Annotated in this window: 18 protein-coding genes and 2 tRNA genes; 13 read left to right on the top strand and 7 right to left on the bottom strand. The window is 41.0% G+C overall.

Annotation, left to right across the window (positions count from 1 at the left end):
- The first annotated feature begins 18 nt into the window (after nt 1-18).
- Nucleotides 19-660, top strand: a complete 642-nt coding sequence (locus tag KO473_RS07820) for a BACON domain-containing protein (protein WP_032574333.1) — start codon at nt 19-21, stop codon at nt 658-660.
- Nucleotides 661-710: 50 nt separating this feature from the next.
- Here KO473_RS07820 and KO473_RS07815 read toward each other — a convergent pair whose 3' ends face one another.
- Nucleotides 711-1,337 carry a BACON domain-containing protein gene (locus KO473_RS07815; RefSeq protein WP_032574335.1) on the bottom strand — a complete coding sequence of 209 codons (627 nt, stop codon included), beginning with the start codon at nt 1,335-1,337 and terminating at the stop codon, nt 711-713.
- 157 nt (nt 1,338-1,494) lie between these two features.
- Between KO473_RS07815 and KO473_RS07810 the strand changes: the two genes are divergently transcribed.
- The gene (locus KO473_RS07810) at nt 1,495-1,929 is read left to right on the top strand and encodes a hypothetical protein (RefSeq protein WP_008768873.1); all 435 of its coding nucleotides are present in this window, start codon (nt 1,495-1,497) and stop codon (nt 1,927-1,929) included.
- A gap of 614 nt (nt 1,930-2,543) precedes the next feature.
- Entirely contained in the window at nt 2,544-2,882 is a 339-nt protein-coding gene (locus KO473_RS07805; protein WP_005793807.1) for a hypothetical protein, read from the top strand.
- 1,171 nt (nt 2,883-4,053) lie between these two features.
- On the opposite strand, the gene KO473_RS07800 is transcribed toward KO473_RS07805, so the two are convergent.
- From KO473_RS07800 to KO473_RS07785, 4 genes are all read right to left on the bottom strand, one after another.
- A complete protein-coding gene (locus tag KO473_RS07800) occupies nt 4,054-5,298 on the bottom strand; it encodes a site-specific integrase (protein ID WP_005806198.1) in 1,245 nt (414 codons plus the stop codon).
- A 163-nt stretch (nt 5,299-5,461) separates the two neighbouring features.
- Nucleotides 5,462-5,536: transfer RNA gene (locus tag KO473_RS07795), tRNA-Pro, on the bottom strand.
- 38 nt (nt 5,537-5,574) lie between these two features.
- Nucleotides 5,575-5,649, bottom strand: a tRNA-Pro gene (locus KO473_RS07790).
- A 210-nt stretch (nt 5,650-5,859) separates the two neighbouring features.
- Complete coding sequence (locus tag KO473_RS07785; protein ID WP_005777804.1) at nt 5,860-6,078, bottom strand: hypothetical protein; 219 nt, start codon at nt 6,076-6,078, stop codon at nt 5,860-5,862.
- A 184-nt stretch (nt 6,079-6,262) separates the two neighbouring features.
- Here KO473_RS07785 and KO473_RS07780 point away from each other — a divergent pair, with 184 nt between their 5' ends.
- From KO473_RS07780 to KO473_RS07770, 3 genes are all read left to right on the top strand, one after another.
- Nucleotides 6,263-7,213 (top strand): fimbrillin family protein, encoded by a 951-nt coding sequence (locus tag KO473_RS07780; RefSeq protein WP_005820274.1) that lies wholly within the window; start codon nt 6,263-6,265, stop codon nt 7,211-7,213.
- Nucleotides 7,214-7,221: 8 nt separating this feature from the next.
- Nucleotides 7,222-7,563, top strand: a complete 342-nt coding sequence (locus KO473_RS07775) for a DUF1622 domain-containing protein (protein ID WP_005777808.1) — start codon at nt 7,222-7,224, stop codon at nt 7,561-7,563.
- 68 nt (nt 7,564-7,631) lie between these two features.
- A complete protein-coding gene (locus KO473_RS07770; RefSeq protein ID WP_005777810.1) occupies nt 7,632-7,805 on the top strand; it encodes a hypothetical protein in 174 nt (57 codons plus the stop codon).
- A 6-nt stretch (nt 7,806-7,811) separates the two neighbouring features.
- Here the strand turns inward: KO473_RS07770 and KO473_RS07765 are convergent, their stop codons facing one another.
- On the bottom strand, nt 7,812-9,089 hold the full coding sequence (locus KO473_RS07765) for a PAS domain-containing sensor histidine kinase (RefSeq protein ID WP_005777812.1): 1,278 nt from the start codon (nt 9,087-9,089) through the stop codon (nt 7,812-7,814).
- A complete protein-coding gene (locus tag KO473_RS07760) occupies nt 9,086-10,450 on the bottom strand; it encodes a sigma-54 dependent transcriptional regulator (RefSeq protein ID WP_005820276.1) in 1,365 nt (454 codons plus the stop codon). The genes KO473_RS07765 and KO473_RS07760 overlap by 4 nt, the downstream gene beginning before the upstream one ends.
- 317 nt (nt 10,451-10,767) lie before the next feature.
- Between KO473_RS07760 and KO473_RS07755 the strand changes: the two genes are divergently transcribed.
- The 7 genes from KO473_RS07755 (at nt 10,768) to KO473_RS07725 (ending at nt 25,723) form a co-directional block, all read left to right on the top strand.
- Nucleotides 10,768-12,240 carry a TolC family protein gene (locus tag KO473_RS07755; RefSeq protein ID WP_005777816.1) on the top strand — a complete coding sequence of 491 codons (1,473 nt, stop codon included), beginning with the start codon at nt 10,768-10,770 and terminating at the stop codon, nt 12,238-12,240.
- 40 nt (nt 12,241-12,280) lie between these two features.
- Nucleotides 12,281-13,531, top strand: coding sequence for an efflux RND transporter periplasmic adaptor subunit (locus KO473_RS07750; protein WP_122130584.1), 1,251 nt, complete (start codon nt 12,281-12,283; stop codon nt 13,529-13,531).
- A gap of 125 nt (nt 13,532-13,656) precedes the next feature.
- On the top strand, nt 13,657-16,089 hold the full coding sequence (locus tag KO473_RS07745) for an ABC transporter permease (RefSeq protein ID WP_005820277.1): 2,433 nt from the start codon (nt 13,657-13,659) through the stop codon (nt 16,087-16,089).
- 148 nt (nt 16,090-16,237) lie between these two features.
- On the top strand, nt 16,238-18,586 hold the full coding sequence (locus KO473_RS07740; RefSeq protein WP_122130583.1) for an ABC transporter permease: 2,349 nt from the start codon (nt 16,238-16,240) through the stop codon (nt 18,584-18,586).
- Between the two features lie 12 nt (nt 18,587-18,598).
- Nucleotides 18,599-20,929 carry an ABC transporter permease gene (locus KO473_RS07735; protein WP_005820315.1) on the top strand — a complete coding sequence of 777 codons (2,331 nt, stop codon included), beginning with the start codon at nt 18,599-18,601 and terminating at the stop codon, nt 20,927-20,929.
- 9 nt (nt 20,930-20,938) lie between these two features.
- On the top strand, nt 20,939-23,329 hold the full coding sequence (locus KO473_RS07730) for an ABC transporter permease (RefSeq protein WP_005820318.1): 2,391 nt from the start codon (nt 20,939-20,941) through the stop codon (nt 23,327-23,329).
- Nucleotides 23,330-23,494: 165 nt separating this feature from the next.
- A complete protein-coding gene (locus KO473_RS07725) occupies nt 23,495-25,723 on the top strand; it encodes an ABC transporter permease (protein ID WP_122130582.1) in 2,229 nt (742 codons plus the stop codon).

The raw sequence follows: 25,723 nt of genomic DNA, 5'->3' as shown, positions 1-25,723 counted from the left end.
ATTTAATAAATTACAAGTATGGCAAAAGCAAGTTGGTGCAATGTAAGCCCCATGTCAGGCAAAGGAAATGGCACTTTGACAATTAGCGCTGGTGCTCACGGAGGGCGTGTAGCACGAAGCACGACGGTTACAGTAACGGCGGTAAACGGAACGAAACCGTCTAAAACAATAGCAGTATCCCAAGCAGGGGTAGGAACTGTGACTACAATGGATTCATCTAAACCAGATGTACCCGCTACAGGGGGAACTGTGACTATCAACGGAACATCTACCAGTTCAAAACTAAGATGGAAGATACCTGCACGCGCAGGCGCTTTACAGATTGTAGATCTTCTGACGGCGAGTATGTATGGTGTGACATGTGCTGTTACGGTAAACGGAGGAGCGATAACAAGTGATGCGGCGATAGCCGGTGACCCGGGAGCTTCAGGAAGATATAATTTTGTTGCTACGGTGACTTTTTCAGCGGCAAAATTTCCCGTTAACACGACGGTGAATTTTACGGTAATTGATGACACCGGTGCCGAAAAGGTATGTACTTTCACCTGGAACGCCGGGGCATCTACTCTTTCATTAGATAAGTCTTCCCTATCATTGGTTAACGGTGGAGCCGGACAAACCGTAAATGTTACTTCCAATGATGATTGGAATGTCTCTTAAAAGGTAAAAAAAGGATAGGAAGCGTCTAAATCGCAACCTATCCTTGTTTCTTATGATGCCGCCCATTCGTCATTGGAAGTAACATTTACGGTTTGTCCTGTCCCTGCATTCACAAGCGATAGCAAGGACTTGTTCACCGAAAGAGTAGACGTTCCCGCTGCCCATTTAAATTGGCACCTTGCCGTCTTTCCTGCACTATCAGTCACGTCAACATTAGGAGCTAACGGTGTGGGCAACGGATTGCGGGCTATTTCCAGTTTGATGGAAAACGCATAAGAACCGTTCGCTCCGGGGGCTGCTGGGATAGTAACCGTCTCTGAGGCGGCAAGCACTTTGTTAGTAATTCCCGGAGCATTGAATTTTGCGGAAGCGGTAACCCCCGGAAAGTTAATCAGAGGAACCGATATTTTCAATGTCGGGCTGTTAGAGCTCCCGTTAATAGTGACAGACCCTCCTTCTCCGGGTAAATCCGGTTTAGAGGTATCCATCGTTAATTGCACTCCTACGCCGGCTTGTGATACCGCTATACTGGCCGAGGGCTTCGTTCCGTTTTTAGCCGTGACGGTCACTGTCGTACTGCGGGCCTCCCGTCCGGCATGTGCTGCCACACTGATTGTTAAAGTACCGTTCTTGCTCCCTGACATGGGGCTTACATTGCACCAACTTGCTTTTGCCATACTAATCGTAATTTATTAAATGATTTCTACTGTTTTTAATTCGCTTTGCTTTCACTCCCCGTCCGAGGTGTTTTCCAAGTTCCATAAGAACTAGGATGTCCTTTACGCCCTGAAAAGAGTATGCGAACTTTGCGGCAACCATTAAAATTACATCGACGTGAAACTTATTGTTTATAACAGCCGGCTTGCAAAACGCATGCTGTTTCCGGGGTATTCGACAATCATGTTATTTGGCATTATCCTGACTAAAAGTGGGAAAGAAGAATGTCCGCCTGCATTGATCCGGCATGAGCAAATACACCAAAGACAGTATTTAGAGTGTTTTATACTCCCAGTTTTACCGGCCGTCCTGTTTACCCCATGGATACTGACCCTATGCCCTTTGAGTTTCTATATACTTTATCTGACAGAGTGGTTCATAAGTTTCGTACGGTATTTTTGGGGTCAGGGAATGACGGATCCGGGCAGAGCCGGCCATAGGGCATATATGTCGTCGGCCATGGAGATGGAGGCTAAGGTAAAAGAGGTGGAAACAGGGTATCTCGAAAGAAGAAAACACTTTGCATTTATGAGGTATTACGACAAAATATAAATGAGATACAACGGAGAATACCTAATTATAGGTAAATTAAAGTAGAGTTCTCCATAGTTTAACTTTTTTAACCAATAATAGTATGCAGGAATGTATTAATGAAATACTTTTGTGCAAAAATATATTTATTCGCCATAAAAACACTTCGTTGTGAAACGCGGGAGTTGCTTATATTTTATAGAAAAGGAGAAGAAAAATCTCCAATCTACACTAGGGGATACATATCTCTTCACTAATAAATGATCCCCACTCAGTGTTTAAGTTAAATTTTTATATGTATCCCCGCCACTTAGTGATAAGAGGCGGGGTTTGTTTTGGAAAATCATTATCCCTATTTAAATAACTTACTTCAATGGATATGGTAGTTTCCCTATAGATAAAAGTCCCGTTATTTATCGAATATACAAGGTCATCTACTGAAATACACAAGGTGATTTTGGGGAATTATGCCACAATATGTATAGCGATTCTACACTTTTTCTACAATCCTTTTTTTAGTCATATTATATAATAATCTATTTATCAGCATATTATACTTATTATAAAACTTTGGCATACACCTTGCTCTTTGATAGATAAAGTTAGTTTTAATTATCCATACTAAAAATGTAATTATGAAGAAAGTATTAGTAGCATTGACAATGGTTATGGGGATGGGCAGCGCAGTAGCGTTTGCACAAGAACCGGTTAAGCTCCCCGCTATGGAACAGAATCAACAAACATCTCAAGACAAATTCACAAAGATTACTGTCAAAGAGCTTCCGCAAGTAGTCAAGAGTACTTTGTCCAAGGATTACGAAGGAACTATAGTTAAAGAGGCTTTCGTTGCTGAAAAAGAAAACGGAAAGGTTTACAAGATAATTGTAACAGCAATCAAAGAAGACCAATCAACTGAAGAGATAACTGTATTGTTGAATGAAAAAGGGGAACCTGTGAATGAAAAAGATTGCTAAGGAAAGCATTTCATTCACTATGTGACGAAATCAATTTCTTTTTTTAATCTTTAAGTACGAAAAAGAGGGGAATAAATACCTCTTGAAGGCAAAACAGTGATTAGTACCTTCTCCAAGCGTAAATGTGTTAATAGTGTCCTGCTTCTTAGTGATAAGAAGCAGGAATTAAAAAAAAGTAGGTTTAAAGCGAATTATAATTTATATGCACGCTTTTTCGATAAAAATCTTTCATTAAATTATTTGCCACAAAATCCTCGTTGAGAAACGCGGAAGGTAGTTTGTTTTATATGGGAATGGCTTAATATTACCCCTCTTGCACTATCGGTCATTCTCGAGAAAGCTATTCATAAATAGTAATCTTTTTTATTCTATCCCGCTTCTTAGTGATAAGAGGTGGGATTTTGTTTTCATATCCTCACCTAAAGAGTTATCCTTCCCGTGTCTCAGATCTCCCTTTGCTAACTTAAAGAGCGCGTGCTAATCACTATTTATTGGTACTCCCCCTTCCTTGAAAAAGTGCATATCTTTAAAACAGGAAAATCCTAAATAGATTTTTCTAAAAAAGTGTATTTTTATCCAAGTATATATTATGTTTTAATTATATAATATTATATTTGCATCGGTTAATATTTCGTTGGGAAACGGAACACTCGATTATGTTTAGTTAGTGTAAAAGATAGGAAAACAGAAAAAGAGATTTCTGTATATAGTAAATGTATGATATTACATTTTTCACTTTTGCATAGTATAATTTTATAATTGTTGGTACTGCTTCTACAAAATGAAGAAGCGAAGATGTTTTTTACGCTAAACAAAATTGTACAGTGTATTGCCTACGTTGCGAAACGCAGGCAATATAATTAATAACACCAACATGACCATTGGGCTGTTTGAATGTGAATAGATGGCCGGGAACACGCAAGTAATAATTTATTAGATTGTTGTGAAACAAGACTTATCCCTCTATTATAAATCTAGTGTGTATCAACCAAAGAGAGGGGAGTTTGCTTCAAATATATATATCCCCTCTCCACTACATCGCATGAAGCGAAGTTTAGTTAAAAATCTATTTCTTAGAGCAAGGACTAAAAAAACTCTCATGCTTAGTATTCAGTATATATTGCCTACGTTTCCCAACGTAGGCAATATTATTCTTTTCTTCAACAGTATTTCATTTCAAGTTCTCTAAATAATCAAGCACCTGTCGGTTGGCTTTGTCCACTTTCTCCATATCATAATCGATATAAATACTTGTAGTTTTACACCCAAATTCATGACCAAGGGCCAATGAAATAACATCTTTTGACACTCCTATTTTATGTGCTATTGTCGCCCATGTATGACGCGCCCAATAAACCGTTAGCTCTGGAAATAAGGGAAAGCGTTTTTTTACTCGTCTTCTTTTACCATTAATCACCTTTTCTACTAGTTCAACACTTCCGATCTCTTGGAGGTTTTCATTAAGTCTGTGAGCGTAATCTTTATAATTCTTGTAACGCTCAAGAATATTAAGTAAATACTTACTTCCTTTGTATCGTTCGATTATCTCGGCTGCTTCGGGTTCTACTTTTATATTGTATATTTTCTTAGTCTTAGCCCTTCGATATTCAATTCTGCCGTTTCTAATTTTCTCCAAACGACATAAATCAACAGTATTTATGCCTACAAGATAGAAAATTAACATAAAAATATCAACATATTGCTTCTGATGCTCTTCGCAAGGATAATCTCTTAGAGTCACAAGTTCCTCTGGAGTCAATGCCCTTTTTGCAGTTGCCTCTTGTTTTATTTTAAATCTCCTAAATGGATAACATGAAATAGTTTCAGTATTAAGAGCATCATTAAATACAGCTCGGATATTTCTCATGTGAATACTAATCGAGTTAACTTTAGAGGTCTCTGAAAGATGAATCTCAAAACTCTTTAGCCAAGCATAGGTCACATCTTCAAATCTAAACTTATCTGGTACATCCACAAAACGACATATGCGATCAAGTGTATATTGGTAGACTGCCTTCGTTTGGGGATTTTTCTTTCCTTCCACAAACCTTGTATAATACTGCACAAAAGAACATCCAGTTTCTTCCTGTTTCTCCTCTAATTTTCCCCTCAATAATATTCGTTGAAGATGCTCCTTGAACTGTTTTCCTGTCATTAAGTCCAACTTTCCGGCAATCCTTAAATTCAATAATTCCGTTTCAGCACAATGCACTCGCTGGGAGATATAGCCATTAAGGAATGACTTGTTAGGACCATTGATCACCTTTCCTTTTGTGGAATCCCACTGATCTGGAGATAATAAAACACCAAGATTGATTAAGGCCTGCTGCCTTTTGTGTGTGACATTAATTTTAAGAGGAAACTTTCCATCTTTCCTATTCACACGTTTGTCGAAATACAATTTAATAGAAGCCATAATAAATACTCAAGATTTGCATGATTTTTGCATGATTCGGCATCCGAAATGCCCAAAATTCATCCAAATAATGCAATTAAACTCTTTTTTTTTAATGACTATTAGCAGAAAAAAAAATGCCAATAATCAAGTTCTAAAACTTAAATATCAGCATTTTTCTTTGTCGGGGTAGCGGGATTCGAACCCACGACCCCCAGCTCCCAAAGCTGGTGCGCTAACCGGACTGCGCTACACCCCGAAACACTTGTAAAAAAAAGAGAACTTCCTTTTTCTTTGTCGGGGTAGCGGGATTCGAACCCACGACCCCCTGCTCCCAAAGCAGGTGCGCTAACCGGACTGCGCTACACCCCGTTCTTATAGGGAAGTTCCTTTCAAAAGCGGTGCAAAGATAGGGACTATTTTTAAATATGCAATAGTGAAAGAAGCATTTTTTCATATTTATTTTTTAACATCCTATCAGTCACGCATTTGGATATATAAGAAAAATAGAAGCTATTAACCTAAAAAGTCCCGATTCCGCCAGAATCAGGACTTTTATGCTAAACACACGACAGAGACAAGTTATTCAAGATCCTCTTTGATCACTTCATCTATTTCCTTGATCTTCTTTTCTCTTATCTTTTTGCTTTGGGCAGGTTTCTTTTTGGTATCATCATACACATTGTCTGCACGATCCACCATCTCTTCACTCCAGTCATCATACATGTTCGATGCCGGCTGACCGGTCAGGGTGGTATTTTCTTCTGCGATAGGTACATCCCTATTAATTACTTTAGCCATATGTTCTACGTTTTATTGTTATGCTATAATGACAATAAAACATAGAAAAAGTTCTCTCTGTTAATGAAGTTTGATACTATTAGATAGATTTTAAACGGTACTTTCCGGCAATATTTCCGAAAGCTGTGAACTAAATCCCGTTTCAAACGTATAATACAGAAACATCACTATAAAAACAAATATCATGAGACTTAGAATTCCTAAACCTATGTATTTCATTGCTTTTGCCGGTATGGCTTTGTTTATGGGCAGTTGTGCCAAAAATACCACCATTATTTATGGCAACGGAGAAGATAATCTTCCCGAAACTCCACAAAAGGAGACGACACTCGTCACTTTCAATGCTTCTGTCGAAAGCCGAAACCTGACCCGTGCCATGTCTCCTATGAAAAAAGGAATCAAGAGCACTTTGTACGCCTATCAAAAGGCACAGAGTACCACCAGTCAGGAAACTCTGTTTGCCGAAGGATTGTACATCACTTCCTCTCCGGGGGTATTATCCGGAAAAGACGGGTATAAAATGTATCTTGCGAACGGCATCTATAATTTTTACGCCGTATCCGACAACTTCTCAACCATACCGCCTTCTTTTACCGGACAAGAATCAGAACCTTTATTCAATGGCATCGATTATCTTTGGTGGGGTAGTACCGACCAGGATGTAAGCAGTGCACAGATCAATATTCCCATTGTATTCCAGCATGCCTGTACACAAGTTGTCGTTGAAGTCTCTGCCGGAGATGGTATTCAATTAAGCAGGCTACTATCAGCTACTATCACTCCGCCGGTTCCAGGAGCGAGCATGACACTCTCCACCGGAGTTATTCCTCCCGCAACATCATATGACAAACCCGATAAAATGGGCATTAATGGATTTCTGGCGCAATATATCATGCTTCCACTGCAGACCAATGATCCGATGACACTTACGCTTGAAGTGGAAACAGATGGAAACAACAATTCGAAAACTTATAGCGTTCAGATCCCTGTCCCAAGCGGAGAGTTGAAAGCCGGAGATTCTTACTTATTCAGTGCGGTGATCAATGGCAGTTCCGTTTCTATTCCTTTCGTCAGCGTAAAGGATTGGACGGAAGTAGACGAGACAGGTAACCCGCTTTATCCATCACAAAAATAACAACTTTTATGCTTACACAATTTTTAAGTCTACTGGCTACTATTATCAGTGTCATCAGCTTGCTGATTGTCACTTATGGGGCGCTGATTGCTATCCTCTCTTTTATCCTCAATGAACTGAAGAGGATAACCGGCACCTATACCCCAACTAATATACGGAAGCTGAGAGCCGTATTCGGAACCTATTTATTATTGGGGTTAGAATTTCTGATTGCTTCGGACATCCTGAAAACTGTATTGGAGCCTACAATGAACGAACTGATTATTTTAGGCGGTATCGTTGTCGTAAGAACCATATTATCGGTATTCCTGAACAAAGAAATCAAAGAATTAGAAACAGAAAATAACTAAAATGTAATGAACCATCCATCTGTGGGGGTGTTTACATTATTATTAACTAAATAAAGGAGATCGGATTTATGAATACTGAAAAAGAGAAAACTTCATCGGAAGAACAGAAGAAGGCTGAAAAGGTACTTAAAGACAAAGTACCCGTACAGCAAACCGGAACTTACAGCGAAGCCACCAAAAAAGAAGTGCGCGATGCAGTAAAAGAACTCAATCCGGACATGAGCGGATTGGATAGGGGTTAACAGCCCCTATCTTCCCGGAAACATCAGTGTAAAACAGCTGCCTTTACTTATCTCTGAGGAAACAGTGATAGTGCCCCCATGCAGATTCATAATCTGTTTACACAAACTGAGTCCGATACCGGACCCCGAAGGTTTCGTCGTAAAAAACGGAACGAATATTTTATCCATCACTTCCGGAAGAATGCCCTCACCGTTATCACGGACCGTCAAACTGCAGACTTTTCCGGGTATTTGTTCCAATTCCACTTCAATCTGCGGAGCAGTACTTTGTCCACAGGCTTCTTTCGCGTTTTTAATCAGATTAATCAATACCTGTTCTATCTGTGCACGATCGATGTAGAGAGTAGCACCTCTATGTGTAGCCGCAAAATGGATAAACGCATCCGGAAATAGTTTCCTCAGATCAGAAAAAAGTTCGTCTACCATCACCAACGCACAGACAGGAGTAGGGATACGGGTCAGCCGACGATAGTTTTCCACAAACCCGAGCAGTCCCTTGCTTCTCCGATGAATGGTCTGCATAGCCTGCAACATGACACCGTATTCTTTCTCGCTAAGCCGTTCGGGTATTCCACGTTCACTCAATGTTTCAGACAGAGAAATAATAGGAGTAATAGAGTTCATAATCTCATGAGTCAATACCCGTATCAATTTTTGCCAGGCCTCCATCTCGTTACGTTCCAATACCGAATGGATATTTTTCAGACTGACCAGTAACCTTTCCTTGTTTTGTGCAGCAAACAGGGTGCAGGACACAGCCATTTCGACAGAAGTTCCTTGCTGCCGGATGCGTACTACTTGCGTCTCGTTCCAAGAAGTGGTAAGCCATTCCTGAGGCAATTGGGTTTCTTGCCCGACTAAAGCCACAGCCGCATGATTCATCCATTCTACCCGGCCTGAACGATCGGTCACCATCACAGCCGTATCTACCTTACTTAACAGATTCTCATAATATTGATGCTTTACTTCTTCCTCAAGCAGTCTGCCTCGGAACAATTTCAGCGTTTGCGAGAGTTCATCCGCCAGTTCAACCATCATCCTGCTTTTAAACGGCGGCTGAAAACTTTGCGTCATATCATTGAAGCGGATGCTATCCGTCAGTCGCCGCATCATGCCTGCCAATCTCATCTGAATGGAATAGAGGTGCACTCCTGTGGCAATCAGCAAAAGTGTCACAATCAAAGTGCTAAACCACAATTCGTAATGGAAGAGCAGATATCCTCCGATGGAGAGTATTACCAACAAAAGGATGTGTAGCACTACACTGATAGAATAGCGTTTCATAAGCCGAGTTTTTCGAGTTTACGATAAAGAGCAAAACGGGTGATTCCCAGATATTCGGCCGCCCGGGTGATATTGCCTTCGCTCAGGCGCATGGCTTTATCTACGGCTTGCCGTTCCAACTGTTCCAGATTGAGTACTTCCTCTTCTTTTTTCTGCCGTACAGAAGAGTGGAAAAGGAAATTCTCCGGCTTCAGCAGAGAGCCGTCGCCCAGAATCACAGCACGCTCTATGGTGTGTTGCAACTCGCGCACATTGCCGGGCCAGTTATATTTCAACAATTTATTCTTCGCCTCACGCGTCAGCCCATGCATATCCTTTTTATACTTGCGGGCATAACGTTCCAGAAAGAACTCGGCCAGCAAGATGACGTCATTACCACGTTCACGCAGGGGAGGAATATGGATTTCTATCGTATTGATGCGGTAAAGTAAGTCCTGACGGAAGTTTCCTTCATCCACCATTGCCCGGATATCCGCATTGGTTGCACATACCAGACGTACATCGATAGGCACCGACTGAGTGGAACCCAACCGACTGATTTGCCTCTTCTCAATCGCAGTCAGTAACTTCGATTGCATTGGAAGTGAAAGATTACCTATTTCATCCAGAAACAAAGTTCCGCCCGTAGCCACTTCCATCCGCCCGGCTTTCGCTTTCCGGGCATCGGTGAAAGCACCCTTCTCATAACCAAACAATTCACTTTCAAACAATTGTTCGGGGATACTACCCAGATCAATTGTCACAAAGGGCTTTCCGTAACGGGGAGAACAACGATAGAGCAAACGGGCAATCACATCCTTTCCGGTACCATTCTCGCCCAAGATCAGGATATTCGCATCCGTTTCACTCAATTTATTAATGGTAGCAAACACTTCTTGCATGGCTGCCGACTCACCGATGATCTCGTTCTCTGATCCTCCCTGTCCGCTCAATACTTCCACCTGTTCCTTCAGCATATTCACTTCGTGACGTGACTGTCGGAGTTTCATGCCCGAAGACAAGGTTGCCAGAAGTTTCTCTTTCTCCCATGGCTTGGGAATAAAATCTGTTGCACCTGCCTTGATGGCCCGTACAGCTTTGTCCGTATCGGCATATGCCGTCATAAAAATCACGATTGCCTGCGGGTCAATCTTCAGAATCTGTTGCAGGCTCTCAAATCCTTCCTGCCCACTGATGGCGTCACGGCTAAAATTCATATCGAGCAGGATGATGTCCGGGCCGAAAGTAGTCATAAAATATTCAATGCGATCGGGGGTAGTAGCCACTTTAATCTTTTCGGTATAAGGTTCGAGCAAAAGATTGAGGGCAAACAATACATCTTCATTATCATCTACAATTAATATCTTTCCAAGCTGTTCCATATTATATTACGAGCTAATTTATATTCCTTTAAAAGATAAGATATACCAGTTGTACAGCTCGTCATATCCCGGTTATACATCTCGTACATCTTATCTTACTATGCAATGATGCCAATGTAAGCCGGATACAACTGCTTACCTTTAGGCTGAGGGCAAAGATACAGATTATATTCATGCGTTGTGTGTGCTAATTCGCACTATTTTTGTGCGTATATGCACATGAAGACAAAGAAGCGCGCACATATAAAATGCTATTAAAAAGCAACTTACATTCATGGCACACCTTTTGAATGATTTATATAAAAAGTAAATACACAATGAATCTGAAAACGATATTTATTATTGCCGGATGCAGTTGCATCTCATTGGTCGCCGCACAGGAACACACGATGGAGCTCTCTTTGGACGAAACCGTGAAGCTTGCCAAGCTTCAGTCGCCGGACGCACAAACGGCACGCCATAGTTTCCGTTCGGCTTACTGGAATTACAAATATTATAAAGCAAACTATTTGCCTGCTTTGAGCCTGACTTCGGACCCCAATTTAAACCGGGCCATCAACAAAGTAACACTGGGAGACGGAACTGTAAAGTTCGTAGAACAGAATATGCTCAGCACAGACCTCACCCTAAGCCTGACTCAGAATATCCCCTGGACCGGAGGTTCACTTTTCATAGAGACGGCAGCGCAACGCATGGATCTCTTCAGTGATCATACAACGGCTTGGCAGACTTCACCTATTAATATAGGTTACCGCCAGTCGCTCTTCGGATACAACAGTTTGAAATGGGACCGCCGCATTGAACCGGTACGTTACCGGGAAGCAAAAAAATCGTATGTAGAAACACTCGAATTGGTAGCTGCACGGGCTACACAGAAGTTTTTTAACCTTGCCACCGCACAAAGCAATTACGAAACCGCCACCATCAATTATGCCAACGCAGACACACTCTATCAATATGCCCAGGGGCGCTATAACATCGGTACCATTACCGAAAACGAAATGTTGCAACTGGAACTGAACAAACTAACCGAAGAAACCAACCGAATGAATGCCCGTATTGAGATGGACAACTGCATGCAGGAGCTACGCTCGTATCTGGGCATTCAAAGTGATGAAGAACTAAAAGTGAAAGTCAATGACCATGTGCCGGACTTCAGTGTAGAATTGCACGAAGCGTTGTTGCTGGCCAACGAGAACAGCCCGGAGATACAGAACATGATGCGCCGGAAACTGGAAAGTGAAAGTAATGTGTCATATGCCCGAGCCAATGCCGGACTGAAAGCGGATATTTATCTGCGTTTCGGATTGACACAGACAGCCGATAAACTGGGGAGTGCATACAAACGGCCTTTAGACCAGCAATACGTCAGTTTGGGCATTGCGCTTCCCATTCTCGACTGGGGACGCGGCAAAGGCAAGGTACGTGTGGCACGTTCCAATCGCGACCTTGTATACACACAGGTGGAACAGGACAAAACCGACTTCGAACTAAATGTGCGCAAACTGGTGAAACAATTCAACCTTCAGGCGCAGCGGGTACGGATAGCCGCACGTACCGACGAAACTGCCCAACGGCGTAGCGACGTGGCACGCAAGCTCTATCTGCTCGGTAAGTCGACCATTCTCGACCTGAATGCTTCCATCACAGAGAAAGACCAGGCGCGCCGTAATTATATAACAGCCCTTTATAACTACTGGAGTTTGTATTACACCTTACGCAGCCTCACTCTCTTCGACTTTGAAGGGAAGGCACCACTCACCGAGAATTATGATCTGTTGATAGACTGATCCGAAACAAAAATCGTTAATCGAAAAAAATAAAAATAATATGGATATTAAAATTGAAAAGAAACCCTGGTACATCCGCTATAAATTCTACATAGCCGGAGGCATTGCATTCGCCGCTTTCCTTGTTTACGTCATTATTTTGTCGGTCGGTCCGCGCAAGCTCCGCATCGAATCGGAAAACATACAGATAGCCGAGGTCAAAGACGGTAAGTTTATGGAATATGTAGATGTGGAAGGACTGATCCAGCCAATTCTCACTATCAAAGTGAACACCCGCGAAGCCGGCAGCGTAGAGCGTATCATCGCTGAGGAAGGAAGCCTGCTCCAAAAGGGAGATACGATCCTTACCCTTTCTAATCCGGATTTGTTGCGCAGCATCGAGGACCAACGGGACGATTGGGAGAAGCAGCGCATCACTTACCAGGAAAAAGAGATCGAAATGGAACAGAAAAGCCTGAACCTAAAACAACAAACGTTGGAAACCAATTATGGACTGGCGCGGCTCAAAAAGAGCTTTGCGCTGGATAAAGAAGAATTTCGTATGGGTATCAAGAGCAAGGCACAACTTGAAGTATCGGAAGACGAATATAACTATAAGGTAAAAAATGCCGAACTGCAACGTGAAAGTCTGCGCCACGACTCGGCTGTGACCATCATCCGTAAAGATCTGATACGTACAGATATGGAACGCGAACGCAAGAAATATGAGCGAGCCACAGAGCGTCTGGGCAATCTGGTAGTAAAGGCACCCCTCGGCGGACAACTCAGTTTCGTCAAAGTGACACCGGGACAGCAGGTAAGTTCAGGTGAGAGCATTGCCGAAATCAAGGTACTCGATCAGTACAAGATTCACACTTCATTAAGCGAGTATTATATTGACCGCATCACCACCGGACTACCTGCTACCGTCAACTATCAGGGCAAGAGGTATCCGCTTCGCATTACTAAAGTCGTACCCGAAGTGAAAGACCGCATGTTCGATGTCGATCTGGTTTTCACCGGTGAAATGCCCGATAATGTACGTGTAGGCAAGAGTTTCCGTGTACAGATCGAACTGGGGCAACCAGAACAGGCCATTGTCATCCCACGCGGTAATTTCTATCAGGCTACCGGAGGACAATGGATCTACAAAACCAATGCATCAAAAACAAAGGCAGTACGTACGCCCATCACCATCGGACGCCAAAATCCTCAGCAATATGAAATCACCGGAGGATTAGAGCCCGGAGATTATGTCGTTACGACAGGATATGATACCTTTGGGGAGGCGGAAGAATTAATACTGAAGTAATATAAAAAATGGATCAAACTCACCACAGAGTAGCATAGAGATGGTTTTCTTTTAACATCCTATAAACAAGAGATTAAAACTCTGTGGTGCTCTGTGGTGAAATCAAACTCAAAACCATTACAAACATGAAAACTATAAAGCTGGCCTGGAAAGCCCTGGCACGTTTCAGAACATATACATTTATCAATATACTGGGCCTCGCCTTGAGTCTGGCTTGTGTACTTATCATCCTACGGTATATCCATCAAGAGGTTACTGTAAACCATTTCTGCAAAGACCTTGAAAACACCTATCTGCTATATTGCGAGTACGAAGATGGAACGCGGACAATAAGCAGCAATGAAGATAGAAATAACGACCCCAACTTTATCGATCCGTTGAAAGATCCGTCTGTTCTGAAAAGTACCCGGTGGATTAATTTTTCGGAAGACAGGATTACAGTCGGCAAACAGATATATAATGTGAAAACCGTGGTGACAGACAGTGCGTTTCTGCAAATACTGCCATATCCGTCTGTATCCGGTATCTCCTCTCTGAAATCTCCGAATGATGCCATCATCACCCGGCGATTGGCTGAAAGACTGTTCAAAGGAGATAATCCGATTGGGAAAACAATGACTTACAGCACAGGAGACATCATCACGATTACGGGAGTAATAGGGGAGCCGCCTACGAAAAGCTTTTTAGATTTCGACCTGATTGTATCCGAACAATTGCAACATTCATGGTCACGTTCAAGCTATAGCTTGATACAACTGATGCCCGGAACGGACTTTAAGAAGCTGAACGTCAAGAACGAAAAGTTTATGAAGTTAAGGTGCTATATGGACACACCGACTCGCCTGCAATTTTTTCCATTAAAAGATTTCTATTTCGACAAGACCATTCGTATCTATGATAACGGTAAGAGTAATTTCCAAAGAGGCAATTATAATAATATCTTAGTACTTGCTGTTGTCACCATTGCTTTGTTGATAATCGGTTTGTTCAATTTCATCAATATCTATACGGTAATGATGCTCAAACGCGCCAGAGAGTTTGGAGTTAAAAAGGTATACGGTGCCGGTACAAAGGATGTATTCGCACAGATTTTCACTGAAAATTTTATCCTGACAGGCATGGCTCTATGTATATCCTGGTGCATCATCGAAATAACCGGTGGTATGATGGAACATGTGCTCCGGATACCGCAAATCTCCAATACGGAATTCAGTGCCATACTTTCTGTCGGAGTACTGATTCTGTTGCCATTATTGACTTCTATTTATCCATTCATCAGATACAATTACGTTTCGCCTTCCGTATCTATCCGTTCGGTGAATGCAGGAGGACATTCCATCGTATCCCGTGTGCTATTTTTATTCGTTCAGTACCTCATCACCTTTGTGCTTATTATTGTTTCTCTCTTTTTCACAAAGCAAGTGCGTTTCATGTTGGCTGCCGATTTGAACTATACTACCAAGGACATCATTCAGTGTCAGTTATATGCCGAACGTTCTTCATATGATCTAAATATGTCGAACGAAGAGTGGGAGAGACGTAAACAAAGAGAGAAAAGTAATCTGGCTTACATCAAAGAAGAAATGGACCATTCTCCGCTCTTTATCCGTTGGGAGTATGGAGAGAACCCGAATCAATTGGACGGTAATTATAATAATGTGCGGAATGTGCAGCGGGACGAGTTCAAGCAAGTTATTTATAGCAGTCTAAGCAACAAATATATTGAACTGTTCGGCTTTCAGCTAAAAGAGGGGCGCCTGTGGAATGACTCTGTTGATCAATGGAGTGATTATAAAATGATCATTAATGAATCGGCCAAATCACTCTTAGAAATAGATAATATAGAAACGGCCCTGATTCAACCCGAAAGAAGATTGTGGTGGTCTTCTTCAAAATCCGAAGAAATGGAGAAGAATCCTCCATATCAGATTATCGGAGTGATCAAAGACTTCAAGATCGGTCACTTATCAAAAACCACTCCTCCGCTCTTCATTGTTTACGAAGATCCGCGGGGCAGTTATAGAGATCGACTGATGGCACAAATCATTCCCGGAAAAAAGCAAGAAGCCATTGCCTTCCTGAAAAAACTGCACGATGAAATACTGGGCGAAGGTGAGTTTGAATACAGCTTTTTAGAAGACGAGATAGCGACCATGTATCAAGAAGATAAGCGAACTGCCGAGATATACTCCTTGTTCAGTGTCATTGCCATTCTTATATCTTGCCTGGGGTTATTCGGATTATCTATGTTCGACATCCGTCAGCGATATCGTGAAATTGCACTACGTAAAGTGAACGGAGCCACCCTGAAGGAGATCTATCCGCTCCTGTTAAAGAAATACTCGATTATTCTGGGAGTGGCATTTGTCATCTCAGCACCTTTGTCCTGGTATATCATCTCAAAATATCTGGAAGGATTTGCCAACAAAGCTCCTATATCCTGGTGGCTGTTTGCTGTTGCTGCCATAGTGACTTCCTTCATTTCGCTGGCCACTCTGATATGGCAAATACGAAAAGCTGCCAATATCAATCCGGCCAAAGTGTTGAAAGGAGAGTAGTAAATTTGTATTTTTGTGCGCATGCGCACTATGATCGTGCAAATTCACACGGTGTATCTATACATCATAAGCATATAAACAATAGTGTCTCAACGAGTTGCTTCTTTGGCATACTTCTTGAAACACTATTTGTATAAACAAGAACCAAATGATACGACACTATTTTAAAATCGCATTCCGAAATCTGCAGAAATATAAAACTCAGAGTATCATCAGTGTTATCGGATTGGCTGTAGGAATTACCTGCTTCACGCTTGCTACCTTATGGATACGCTATGAAATGACATACGATACTTTTCATAGAAAGGCCGACAATATCTATATGGTTAGAGCACAGCTCAAATCGGCAACCGGTGTACTAAGCAATTCACTGCCATATCCTGCCATAGAATATCTGAAAAAGAATTTACCCGAGATAGAAGACATCTGCGGAATCTCTCCCATAAGACGGAAACTTCAGTTCAATGACAGGAGTGAGAATCTGCTGACTGTCGAAGTAGACTCTGCCTTTATCAACATGTTCGATATACGTCTCCTAAAAGGAAATGTCAACTTTCTTAAAGAAAGAGGAAAAGAAATAGCCATCACCGAATCGCTGGCTAAAAGTTGGTTCGGAGAAGAAGACCCTTTAGGAAAAGAGGTTGAGTTGGGAGGGCGTCTTTGCCGGATATGTGCAGTCGTCAGCGATTGGTCACAACACTCCAATCTGGCATACAGTATCTTGCTACCCATCCGCCATTACCCCGACTGGTTAAGTGAAACGGAACAAATATTTATTCGCATACGTTCCAATACGGACATCGAGAGCTTTCAAAAAAGAGTATCTGCTATCAACCTCTCTAAACAAGAAAAAGAGAGCAGTTTGGGCCAATTGGCCATAACGCCGATTACCTCACTCCGCTATTCAGATTACTTAAATAGAGACGAAATCGTTATTTCGTTTAATTATATCCGTTATTTTGCCATAGCAGGGGCTCTGGTCATCCTATGCTCGCTATTCAATTACCTGACTCTCTTTATCAGTCGTCTTCGCATGCGTGGCCGTGAAATGGGACTTCGCAAAGTTTGTGGTGCTACAGACCATTCACTGTTCGCACTATTCTCCATCGAATACCTGTTAGTATTGATTGCCGGATCTGCAACAGGAATGGTCCTTATAGAGTTATGTTTATCACGATTTATAGAACTGGCACAAATATCAGAAACAACATCACTATATTCAGAAGCAATGATATACATCATTGCGGTAATTATCCTGTCATTTATCATTTCACAAATCCCTCTGTATTACTTCAGAAAACGGACTTTACAAAATAATATTCAAAACAAAAAAGAGACCGCCCAACGGGGGATATTTCGCAAATCCGGATTGGTCATGCAGTTAATTATCAGCTTAGGCTTCATTTTCTGCACAGCTGTCATGATGAAACAACTTTATTATCTGAAAAACACAGATCTGGGTATGGAACGACACAACTTAGCCAACGTTGCCATCTGGATGAAGGGAGGTGATATCAATGAATGGAATACTAAAATTGCCGGTTTGCCCATGGTTACGGAAACTTTGCCGCCACACTATTTCCCGATCATTCCCACAGGGCCAATGATGTATACAGAGATCAACGGATGGGATGGACAGAACAAAACAAATGATGAAACATATTCGGTCGGTATCATGCCTTCGGGCGAAGATTTCTTCAAATACTACGGATTGCATTTGTCGGAAGGAGAATGGTTATCTGATAAGAGTATTACAAATGATGTTATCATCAATGAAACCGCCGCATTAAAATTCGGGTGGAAAAGTGCCGTCGGAAAGAAATTCTACTCAGAATACGACGGACAGAAAACATTCTATCATGTGATAGGAGTTGTGAAAGACTTTAGCCATCTTCCCCCTACGGTTGCTCCGCAACCTATCGCCTTTGTCCGTGCCGAAGAGCAGCAATATTTGTGGGGACGTGCCAGTATCCTATTCAAGTTTAAAGAAGGAAGCTGGAAAGCTTGTCTGGACACAATTCAAAAAATGCAGAACGAAGATTTCCCGTCTTCTTTCATGAGACTGTATAACGAAGAAGAGGAATACAACAAATATCTGCGCTCCGAAGATGCACTTATGACCTTATTGGGAATTGTTTCTTTGGTCTGTATCATTATCTCCATTTTTGGCATTTTCTCTCAAGTGACTTTGTCATGCGAACAACGACGTAAAGAAATAGCTATCCGCAAAGTGAACGGAGCTACCATAAAGAACATCTTGCAGATGTTCTTTAAAGAGTATTTCATTCTTTTGTTTATAGCCGCCATCATTGCGTTTCCAATCAGCCACATCATCATGCAAACATGGATTGAAAGTTACATCCGGCAAACGACTATTCCGGCCTGGATGTACGTCGCCATCTTTACAGGCATAGCGGGAGTTATTGTCATCAGTATTTTCTCAAGAGTATGGAGTGCTGCCCGGCAAAACCCGGCAGAGGTAGTAAAAACAGAATAAAAGAGGAAAAGTATGATACGACACTATTTTAAGATTGCTTTCAGAAACTTATTGAAATATAAGGCCCAAAGTATAATTAGTATAATCGGACTGGCTATGGGATTCACCTGTTTCGCTCTTACCGTTTTATGGATTCGCTATGAAATGACATACGACACTTTTCACGAGGGAGCCGACCGAATCCATCTAATATACAAGAAATCCATACTGGATGCTACAGGATTTGATAAAACGGTGCCATATCCGGTTTCAACTTCTTTAAAAAGAATGCTCCCTGAAATAGAGGATGCATGTGCTTTTGAATTTTATAAATCGGATATAACTGTCAATGACGGTGCCACACAACAGCTATACCGGATCAATGCTGACTCTTGTTTCATGAATATGTTTCGGATACGGGTTCTTGAGGGAAACCTTGACTTTTTAGAATCAGCCAATAAGATAGCCTTGACGGACAAAGCTGCCAACCGTCTTTTTGGAACAGAAAACCCTATCGGTAAAGAAATCAAAGTCTATGGAGACCCCAAAACAGTTTGTGCCATTGTCAACAGTTGGAGCGAACATACCAATTTACCATTCTCCATATTAGGAGGCGGAATACGGCAATGGCAGGACGTCTGGTACAATAATGGATTCTATGTTTTTATTAAACTTCATCAAGGAGTAGATGCCAAGGCACTAAGTAATAAACTGAAGCAAACAGAAATAAAGACAAATAAAAACGAGGGGGCTATCAAGGAGTTATTAATGATGCCTGTCAGTAAATGCCATTACACGATATTGGCAGACAATAATGCCATTCAGTTCAACTATATTATTCTCTTCGCTGTGATTGGAGGTTTGGTGATCCTTTGTTCGTTGATCAACTATCTGTCACTGTTTATCAGCCGCCTATGGATGCGGGCCAAGGAGCTTGCATTACGCAAAGTTTGCGGTTCGTCCAATCGGAACCTGTTTGCTTTACTGACCATCGAGTTCCTGGTTATCCTGATTTCGGCCGGATTGATAGGCATGGCATTAATAGAATTAGTATTGTCGGAGTTTAAGGAACTTTCGGGAGTGACAGACGGAAATATATATTGGGAATCATCTCTGTATTTTATGATTATTATTGGATGTTCTCTTTGCCTCTTCATGCCCGTCACTCTCTATTTCAACCGACAGACCCTGCACACCAACATACAGAAGAGTAACACAAACAGACATCGATATTTCATTCGTAAGGCAAGTATCCTGTTTCAGTTATCAATCAGTATAGGATTCATTTTCTGTATCTGCATTATAATGAAACAACTCTATTTCCTAAGTACTACAGATATCGGCATAGAACGTAAAAACATTGCTACCTTAAGCTTGTATCCGCAAGACAATCTACCTCCCGCAGCAGATAAAATAGAGCAGATACCTTCTGTTACTCAAATACTGAAAGGACATTTCTCTTTGCTCCCGAGAACAGTGTCTATGTCTATGGCTTTCAAGGACTGGGATGGCAAACAACCTTCGGACCCCGATATGAACATGGAAGTACTGATGGAAAGTGAGGAATTGGCCCAATTCTATGGCATCCGGCTTTTAAAAGGGAAAATGCTGAAAGAAGGAGAGAGTGACGCAAGCACTATTGTTATCAACGAAACGGCTGCAAAAACTTTGGGCTGGAACGATCCGATTGGCAAGAAATTAATCAGGCCTAACGGAACAGCCACCACTGTCATCGGTTTGGTCAAAGACTTCCACACTACTTCGCCCACTGTTCCTGTAAAACCAATAGCATTCATAGCCAAAGGGTTTTCCGGTTTCTATCTTGGCAAAGGAGATATTCTGATAAAATACAGGGAAGGGGAGTGGCCTAAACTGAAACAGGCTGTTGAAGATCTTTGCCGAAAAGAATATCCGGACACAAAAATCGTATTATCCAACATGGAAGATGTTTATAACGATTATTTAAAATCTGAACATGCACTCTTGAAATTATTAAGCTGTGTAGCAATAGTTTGCATTTTGATCGCAATTTTTGGAATATTTTCGTTAATAACACTGGCTTGCGAACAACGTCGCAAAGAGATAGCTATTCGAAAGGTGAACGGAGCAACACTTAAAAATATACTCTCTATTTTTGCAAAAGAGTACCTCATATTGATACTGCTCTCTTCTCTTCTGGCATTTCCACTCGGTTATGTCGTCATGAAGTCATGGTTACAGAGCTATGTGGAACAAACCTATATAAATGCTTGGATTTACATCGTTATCTTGGCAGGAACTACTATTGTCATAAGCCTTTGTATTGGTTGGAGAGTGTGGAAAGCCGCCCGGCAAAATCCGGCGGAAGTAGTAAAAACAGAATAAAAAAATAGCATGATACGATCTTATTTAAAAATAACATGTAGGAATCTTCTGAAGTATAAAGCTCAGAACATACTCAGCATTATTGGACTCTCCATCGGTTTTATAGCCTTTTTGTTAGGTGGCTACTGGTACTACTGGGAGCACCATTTTGACAGTTTTCATCCACAAAGTGAACATACTTATGCCTTGACGACTACCGGAATATTTAAAACAGCCGATGGGTTGGAAGGAGAACTGAACCAAATACACCAGCTGGCGGAGAAAGAGATAATAGCATTCCCTGAAATAGCTAAGGTATGCCATGTCAGCGATGTGAAATATGAAGCAGATGGTAAAGAAAGAAGTTGGATAGGAATGGCAGTAGACTCCACTTTTTTTGATATCTTCCAATGCCGGATGATCGAAGGAAATTATCATAAAACGCCTTATAACGCAAACTTTGTAATTCTGACCCGGAAAATGGCAAAACATCTTTATGGAGATAGCAGCTGTATAGGGAAAGAAGTGAAAATTAATAAAGAAATATCTTACACCGTTGCGGGAGTAATGGAGAATTATCCGCAGAACAGTGATTTTAAGTTTGAGTATCTCATTCTGAATACCCCCCAAGCCAATATTGTGAAGCGTAGTACCACTTATGTATTATTACACTCCAGTGCCAATGCATCACATCTGAATAAGAAAATAACATCTTTCCGGATTAAAGAGGCAGACACTCAAAGGGATACTTATTCCGAATGGCATTTCCACTTACGTTCATTGCCCGAGGTTCATGTCTACTGTTCTCCGGAACTCAAGGGAAGATTTCAACATATCGGCATTTTGGCAACAGCAGGTTTACTGGCTTTTGTCAGTGCGTTAATGAATCTGCTCGTATTGTTCATCGGACAACAGCAACGAAAAGCACGGTATAATTCAACTTTTTCAACTCTCGGAGCTTCTACCCTGAGCTTGGTAGGTAAAAACCTGCTTGAGCTCATTATACCTTTATTCATCGCTTTTTTGATATCAATGGGAGTTTGTGAATTCTTATTTCCATATTATAAAGATTATACCAGTCTGGTGGCAGAGAGTAACAGTTATTATTTTGGCACGATTCAAAGTATCACCAGACAGGAAATATTTGGAACAGCTCTTTGGATTTATCCGTTATGTTGTGTTGTTTTCCTTGTCATAAGTCTGCTTCCCATCATCGGATTGCTGAAACGAAGCAGTCATGGGACTTCAACGTCCTTACGAAACGGATTAATCATCGGACAAATATTTATTGGTGCTTTATTTCTTTTCACTTCATGTATGTTCTACAGTCAATATAGCTTCATGACACACACAGATAAAGGGCTCGTTACAGACCATATATGGCAAATCGATTTAGGATATGATGCGACTTATAATAAAGACTGCAGTCCTTTTATAGCAGCATTAAAAGAAAGCTCTGCTATCGAAGGAGTGACAGCTTTAACACAGCCGATCCTTGTTTTCAGAGGGGAATGGTATTGTACTTTCATTACCAATTTCCCTATTGAAGGACGGAATTCTGATGAATCTGAGGAGGATAACTGCGTCATCGTACAAAAGAATTTTCTCCCATTCTTTGGGATGAAGATGAAAGAAGGAGAATGGATACAAAATCAAGGAACAGAAGATATCGTTGTCAATGAAACCGGGGCACGCCAACTTAATATCCCTTCCTTAACAGGTCGTCCTATTATCAATAATACAGGAACCGATGCAAAGTCTTATAGAATCAGTGGTATTTTACGCGACTTTTACTATTGTCCGATGCAATATCCTCTGTCGAAGACCTTCTTTATGTATCAAAGCAATGCCGATGCTGCGAAAGCTTACAACGGTTTCCGGTACTTCTATATAAAGGTACGTCCGGGAAAAGAAAAGCAAGCATTGGAACATGTCCGGCAGATTTATCCGGAATATAGCAAAGGAGAGATTACTGAAGATGCACAGATCATTCAGCTCTCTACATTGATGGAATTGTTCAACCGGCCGGAAAAGATGATGTTCCGTATTTTCCTGCTATTGGCTATCCTTTGCATTCTCATTTCTTCATTCGGAGTATACTTTCTGGTTTCGCTCTCTACTGAGCAACGCAAGAAAGAAATAGCCATTCGGAAAGTAAACGGTGCACGATTCTCTGATATTTTGTGCCTGTTTTTTAAAGAGTATTTATGGCTGACTTTAACCGGTAATGCGATTGCTCTTCCGTTAGGATATATCTTTATCCGCCGCTGGCTGGAAACCTACGCATACCACACGGGCTTCCACGGATGGCTGTTTATATGTGTGTTTCTTTTTACCGGTATTATTGTTATCCTTTCCGTTATAAAACAAGTAATAATAGCAGCTAAAATAAATCCGGCGGAATGTATGAAAAGTGAATAAGCCGTCAGAGTGCGTATTCGCACCGGAATCGTGCAATATCACACACTGTTTTTGAATGAGCAATAGATGTAATATACATGAATACAGCACTATACAAGTTTGGCACATTTATTGAATCTATAATAACAATAATAAAGACATAAAAACAAATAATACAAACGAATTATGATATTACATTATATAAAAGCTGCATTCAGGCAATTGATAAAACACAAAACGCAGACTATCATTTCTATATTGGGAATCACTTGCGGATTGCTTTGCTTCAGTGTTTGCAATTATTATAATCGTATTTTCAGTACTGGCAATAAAGATTTAGCGACTTATGAACGTCAGGCTGAAATATGGATAGAGGGAAATGCATACCAAGTAAATATTCCAATACAAGATTTTGAAAAAAAAATCGGAAAAGAAAACTTTGAAGCAGTTGCTTTTTATTTCAATGCTAATGCCAAGATTACTTTGGATGAAACCATTTATTATAAGATAAGCAAAACTGAATGCAATGCTGATTATTTCAAAGTATTTCCTGCCAAGTGTGTGAACGGGTCATTACAACAGTTTGGAATATCATGTAATGAGGCAGTAGTAACTACTGATTTTGTAAGAGAATTCTGTGGTAATAAATCTCCGTTGGGAAAGAACATACTAACTGAAAATGGAAGAAACTATACGATTATTGCCGTCATAGAGCCTTATCCGGCAGGAATGAACAACTACCACAATCAGTATGATGTTTTTCTCCCGTTAGCAGAAAACGCTTCATTTGGAGCACACAAAATCTTATTAAAACATGCAGAAGATGCCGAACGGCTCTCTCAATATCTACAAAAGTTGGAACTTTTTCCAAAATTCCCGGAATGGGTACCTCAAATAGTATTAGAAAGCAAAATGGAGCACAAGTCCGGTGCCGAATTATGGATTGCAATTCTTGGGATATTGGTTTTATTGGTAGGTATGATCAACTATTTCTCGTTCAGCATAGGAACATTTGCCAATCGCTGCAAAGAAATCAGTCTGCGTAGTACATTAGGAGCTACTTATTCAGGACAATTCATGCTACTTTTCCTTGAACAAGCTGTCGTTATCCTGATTAGTGGAATAATCACCTTAGCTGTCACCGAAAGTTTCCTACCCTGGTTTATAAGTACGTTTTCGTATGAGATGCAAAAAGAATTGTATATTGATACCTATCGGCTCTGGAAATACGAATGCCAATACTTGATTGGGATACTGTCAATCAGTGCCTTAGTCTCTCTTCTTTCATCATGGTATATTACGCGTAAAACTGCGGCGCAAGGTTTAAAGGGGGGAACTGCTACCGGTCAGCGTCACATCATAAGAAACTCTTTATTGGGTTTCCAACTTTTCTTCTCCCTCTTATTCGTCATTGGAACAGTCAGTATTTGGATGCAGATGCAGGAGTATAACCGAATAGCCAATCCGTACTTGAGCGCTAAAGAAAAGAAAGAAATCATGGTATTGGATATTAGAGGATATAACCGTATCGAAGAGAACCGGCAGGAACTTATAAGTTTTCTCCGTTCACGCCACTGGAACGAAAAAATGGCATATAGTAACAGAGATTATGCTCAGGATTATGGGTTCACAGAACTTATTTACGTTTCAGACGAATATTTTGAATTGATGAATATAGATTGTAAACACCAGGCAGGGGAACCATTTTGTTATGTAAACGAACAGCTATATCAGACTTTACAGACAGATTCTACTCCGGAAATCTATCGTTATCAAAACAAAATATATCTAGTGAAAGGTTTGGTGCATATAGGTTGTGACTCACCAAGCGCAAAGCTACTCGCCATTCTGCCCATTTCTGCAATGAACAATGAAATTGGAAAAATTTATATCCAATTAGCCTCCAATGTTTCTCACAAAGATATAGAAGCAGAGATGGCCGGGGAGATAAATCAATATTTGCCGCAAAACGAACCTTTTGAGTTCATCAGCTTATATAAAGAACAAATCGGTCTGAGGACTATCTCACTTATATGGCTATTCATTGTTTGCTCCTCTATTTGCCTACTGATTACGATGTTAGGAATTTATGGTGCAATCAGTATTGACACCGTACGCAGACAAAAAGAGGTGGCTATCCGTAAAATTAATGGTGCACGCCTGTTGAATATTTATTGGTTATTTGGGAAAACCTACCTGATTTTATTCTTAATATCTTCTATTTTAGGGAGTTTGAGCAGTTTGTTTATCATGATTACAGGTAGCCAACATAAAATCATTCTATTTGATTACGCTAACCCATGGCTTTGGATATATTCTCTTTTGCTCTTAATAATAATTATAGCAGGTACTGTTAGCTGGCAAATATACCATATTGCACGAACTAACCCGGCGGAAGTTATTAAAAACGAATAA

Source organism: Bacteroides sp. HF-4919 (assembly GCF_018860125.1).
The sequence above is the reverse complement of the archived record's forward strand: the minus strand, read 5'-3'. Positions and strand labels throughout refer to the sequence as shown.

Bases quoted from the DNA above. Each gene is read 5' to 3' on its own strand.
- KO473_RS07785 (WP_005777804.1), bottom strand. From the start codon at position 6,078: ATGGCTAAAGTAATTAATAGGGATGTACCTATCGCAGAAGAAAATACC.
- KO473_RS07760 (WP_005820276.1), bottom strand. From the start codon at position 10,450: ATGGAACAGCTTGGAAAGATATTAATTGTAGATGATAATGAAGATGTA.
- KO473_RS07725 (WP_122130582.1), top strand. From the start codon at position 23,495: ATGATATTACATTATATAAAAGCTGCATTCAGGCAATTGATAAAACAC.
- KO473_RS07745 (WP_005820277.1), top strand. From the start codon at position 13,657: ATGAAAACTATAAAGCTGGCCTGGAAAGCCCTGGCACGTTTCAGAACA.
- KO473_RS07775 (WP_005777808.1), top strand. From the start codon at position 7,222: ATGCTTACACAATTTTTAAGTCTACTGGCTACTATTATCAGTGTCATC.
- KO473_RS07800 (WP_005806198.1), bottom strand. From the start codon at position 5,298: ATGGCTTCTATTAAATTGTATTTCGACAAACGTGTGAATAGGAAAGAT.
- KO473_RS07780 (WP_005820274.1), top strand. From the start codon at position 6,263: ATGAGACTTAGAATTCCTAAACCTATGTATTTCATTGCTTTTGCCGGT.
- KO473_RS07755 (WP_005777816.1), top strand. From the start codon at position 10,768: ATGAATCTGAAAACGATATTTATTATTGCCGGATGCAGTTGCATCTCA.
- KO473_RS07770 (WP_005777810.1), top strand. From the start codon at position 7,632: ATGAATACTGAAAAAGAGAAAACTTCATCGGAAGAACAGAAGAAGGCT.
- KO473_RS07730 (WP_005820318.1), top strand. From the start codon at position 20,939: ATGATACGATCTTATTTAAAAATAACATGTAGGAATCTTCTGAAGTAT.
- KO473_RS07765 (WP_005777812.1), bottom strand. From the start codon at position 9,089: ATGAAACGCTATTCTATCAGTGTAGTGCTACACATCCTTTTGTTGGTA.
- KO473_RS07820 (WP_032574333.1), top strand. From the start codon at position 19: ATGGCAAAAGCAAGTTGGTGCAATGTAAGCCCCATGTCAGGCAAAGGA.
- KO473_RS07735 (WP_005820315.1), top strand. From the start codon at position 18,599: ATGATACGACACTATTTTAAGATTGCTTTCAGAAACTTATTGAAATAT.
- KO473_RS07740 (WP_122130583.1), top strand. From the start codon at position 16,238: ATGATACGACACTATTTTAAAATCGCATTCCGAAATCTGCAGAAATAT.
- KO473_RS07815 (WP_032574335.1), bottom strand. From the start codon at position 1,337: ATGGCAAAAGCAAGTTGGTGCAATGTAAGCCCCATGTCAGGGAGCAAG.
- KO473_RS07805 (WP_005793807.1), top strand. From the start codon at position 2,544: ATGAAGAAAGTATTAGTAGCATTGACAATGGTTATGGGGATGGGCAGC.
- KO473_RS07750 (WP_122130584.1), top strand. From the start codon at position 12,281: ATGGATATTAAAATTGAAAAGAAACCCTGGTACATCCGCTATAAATTC.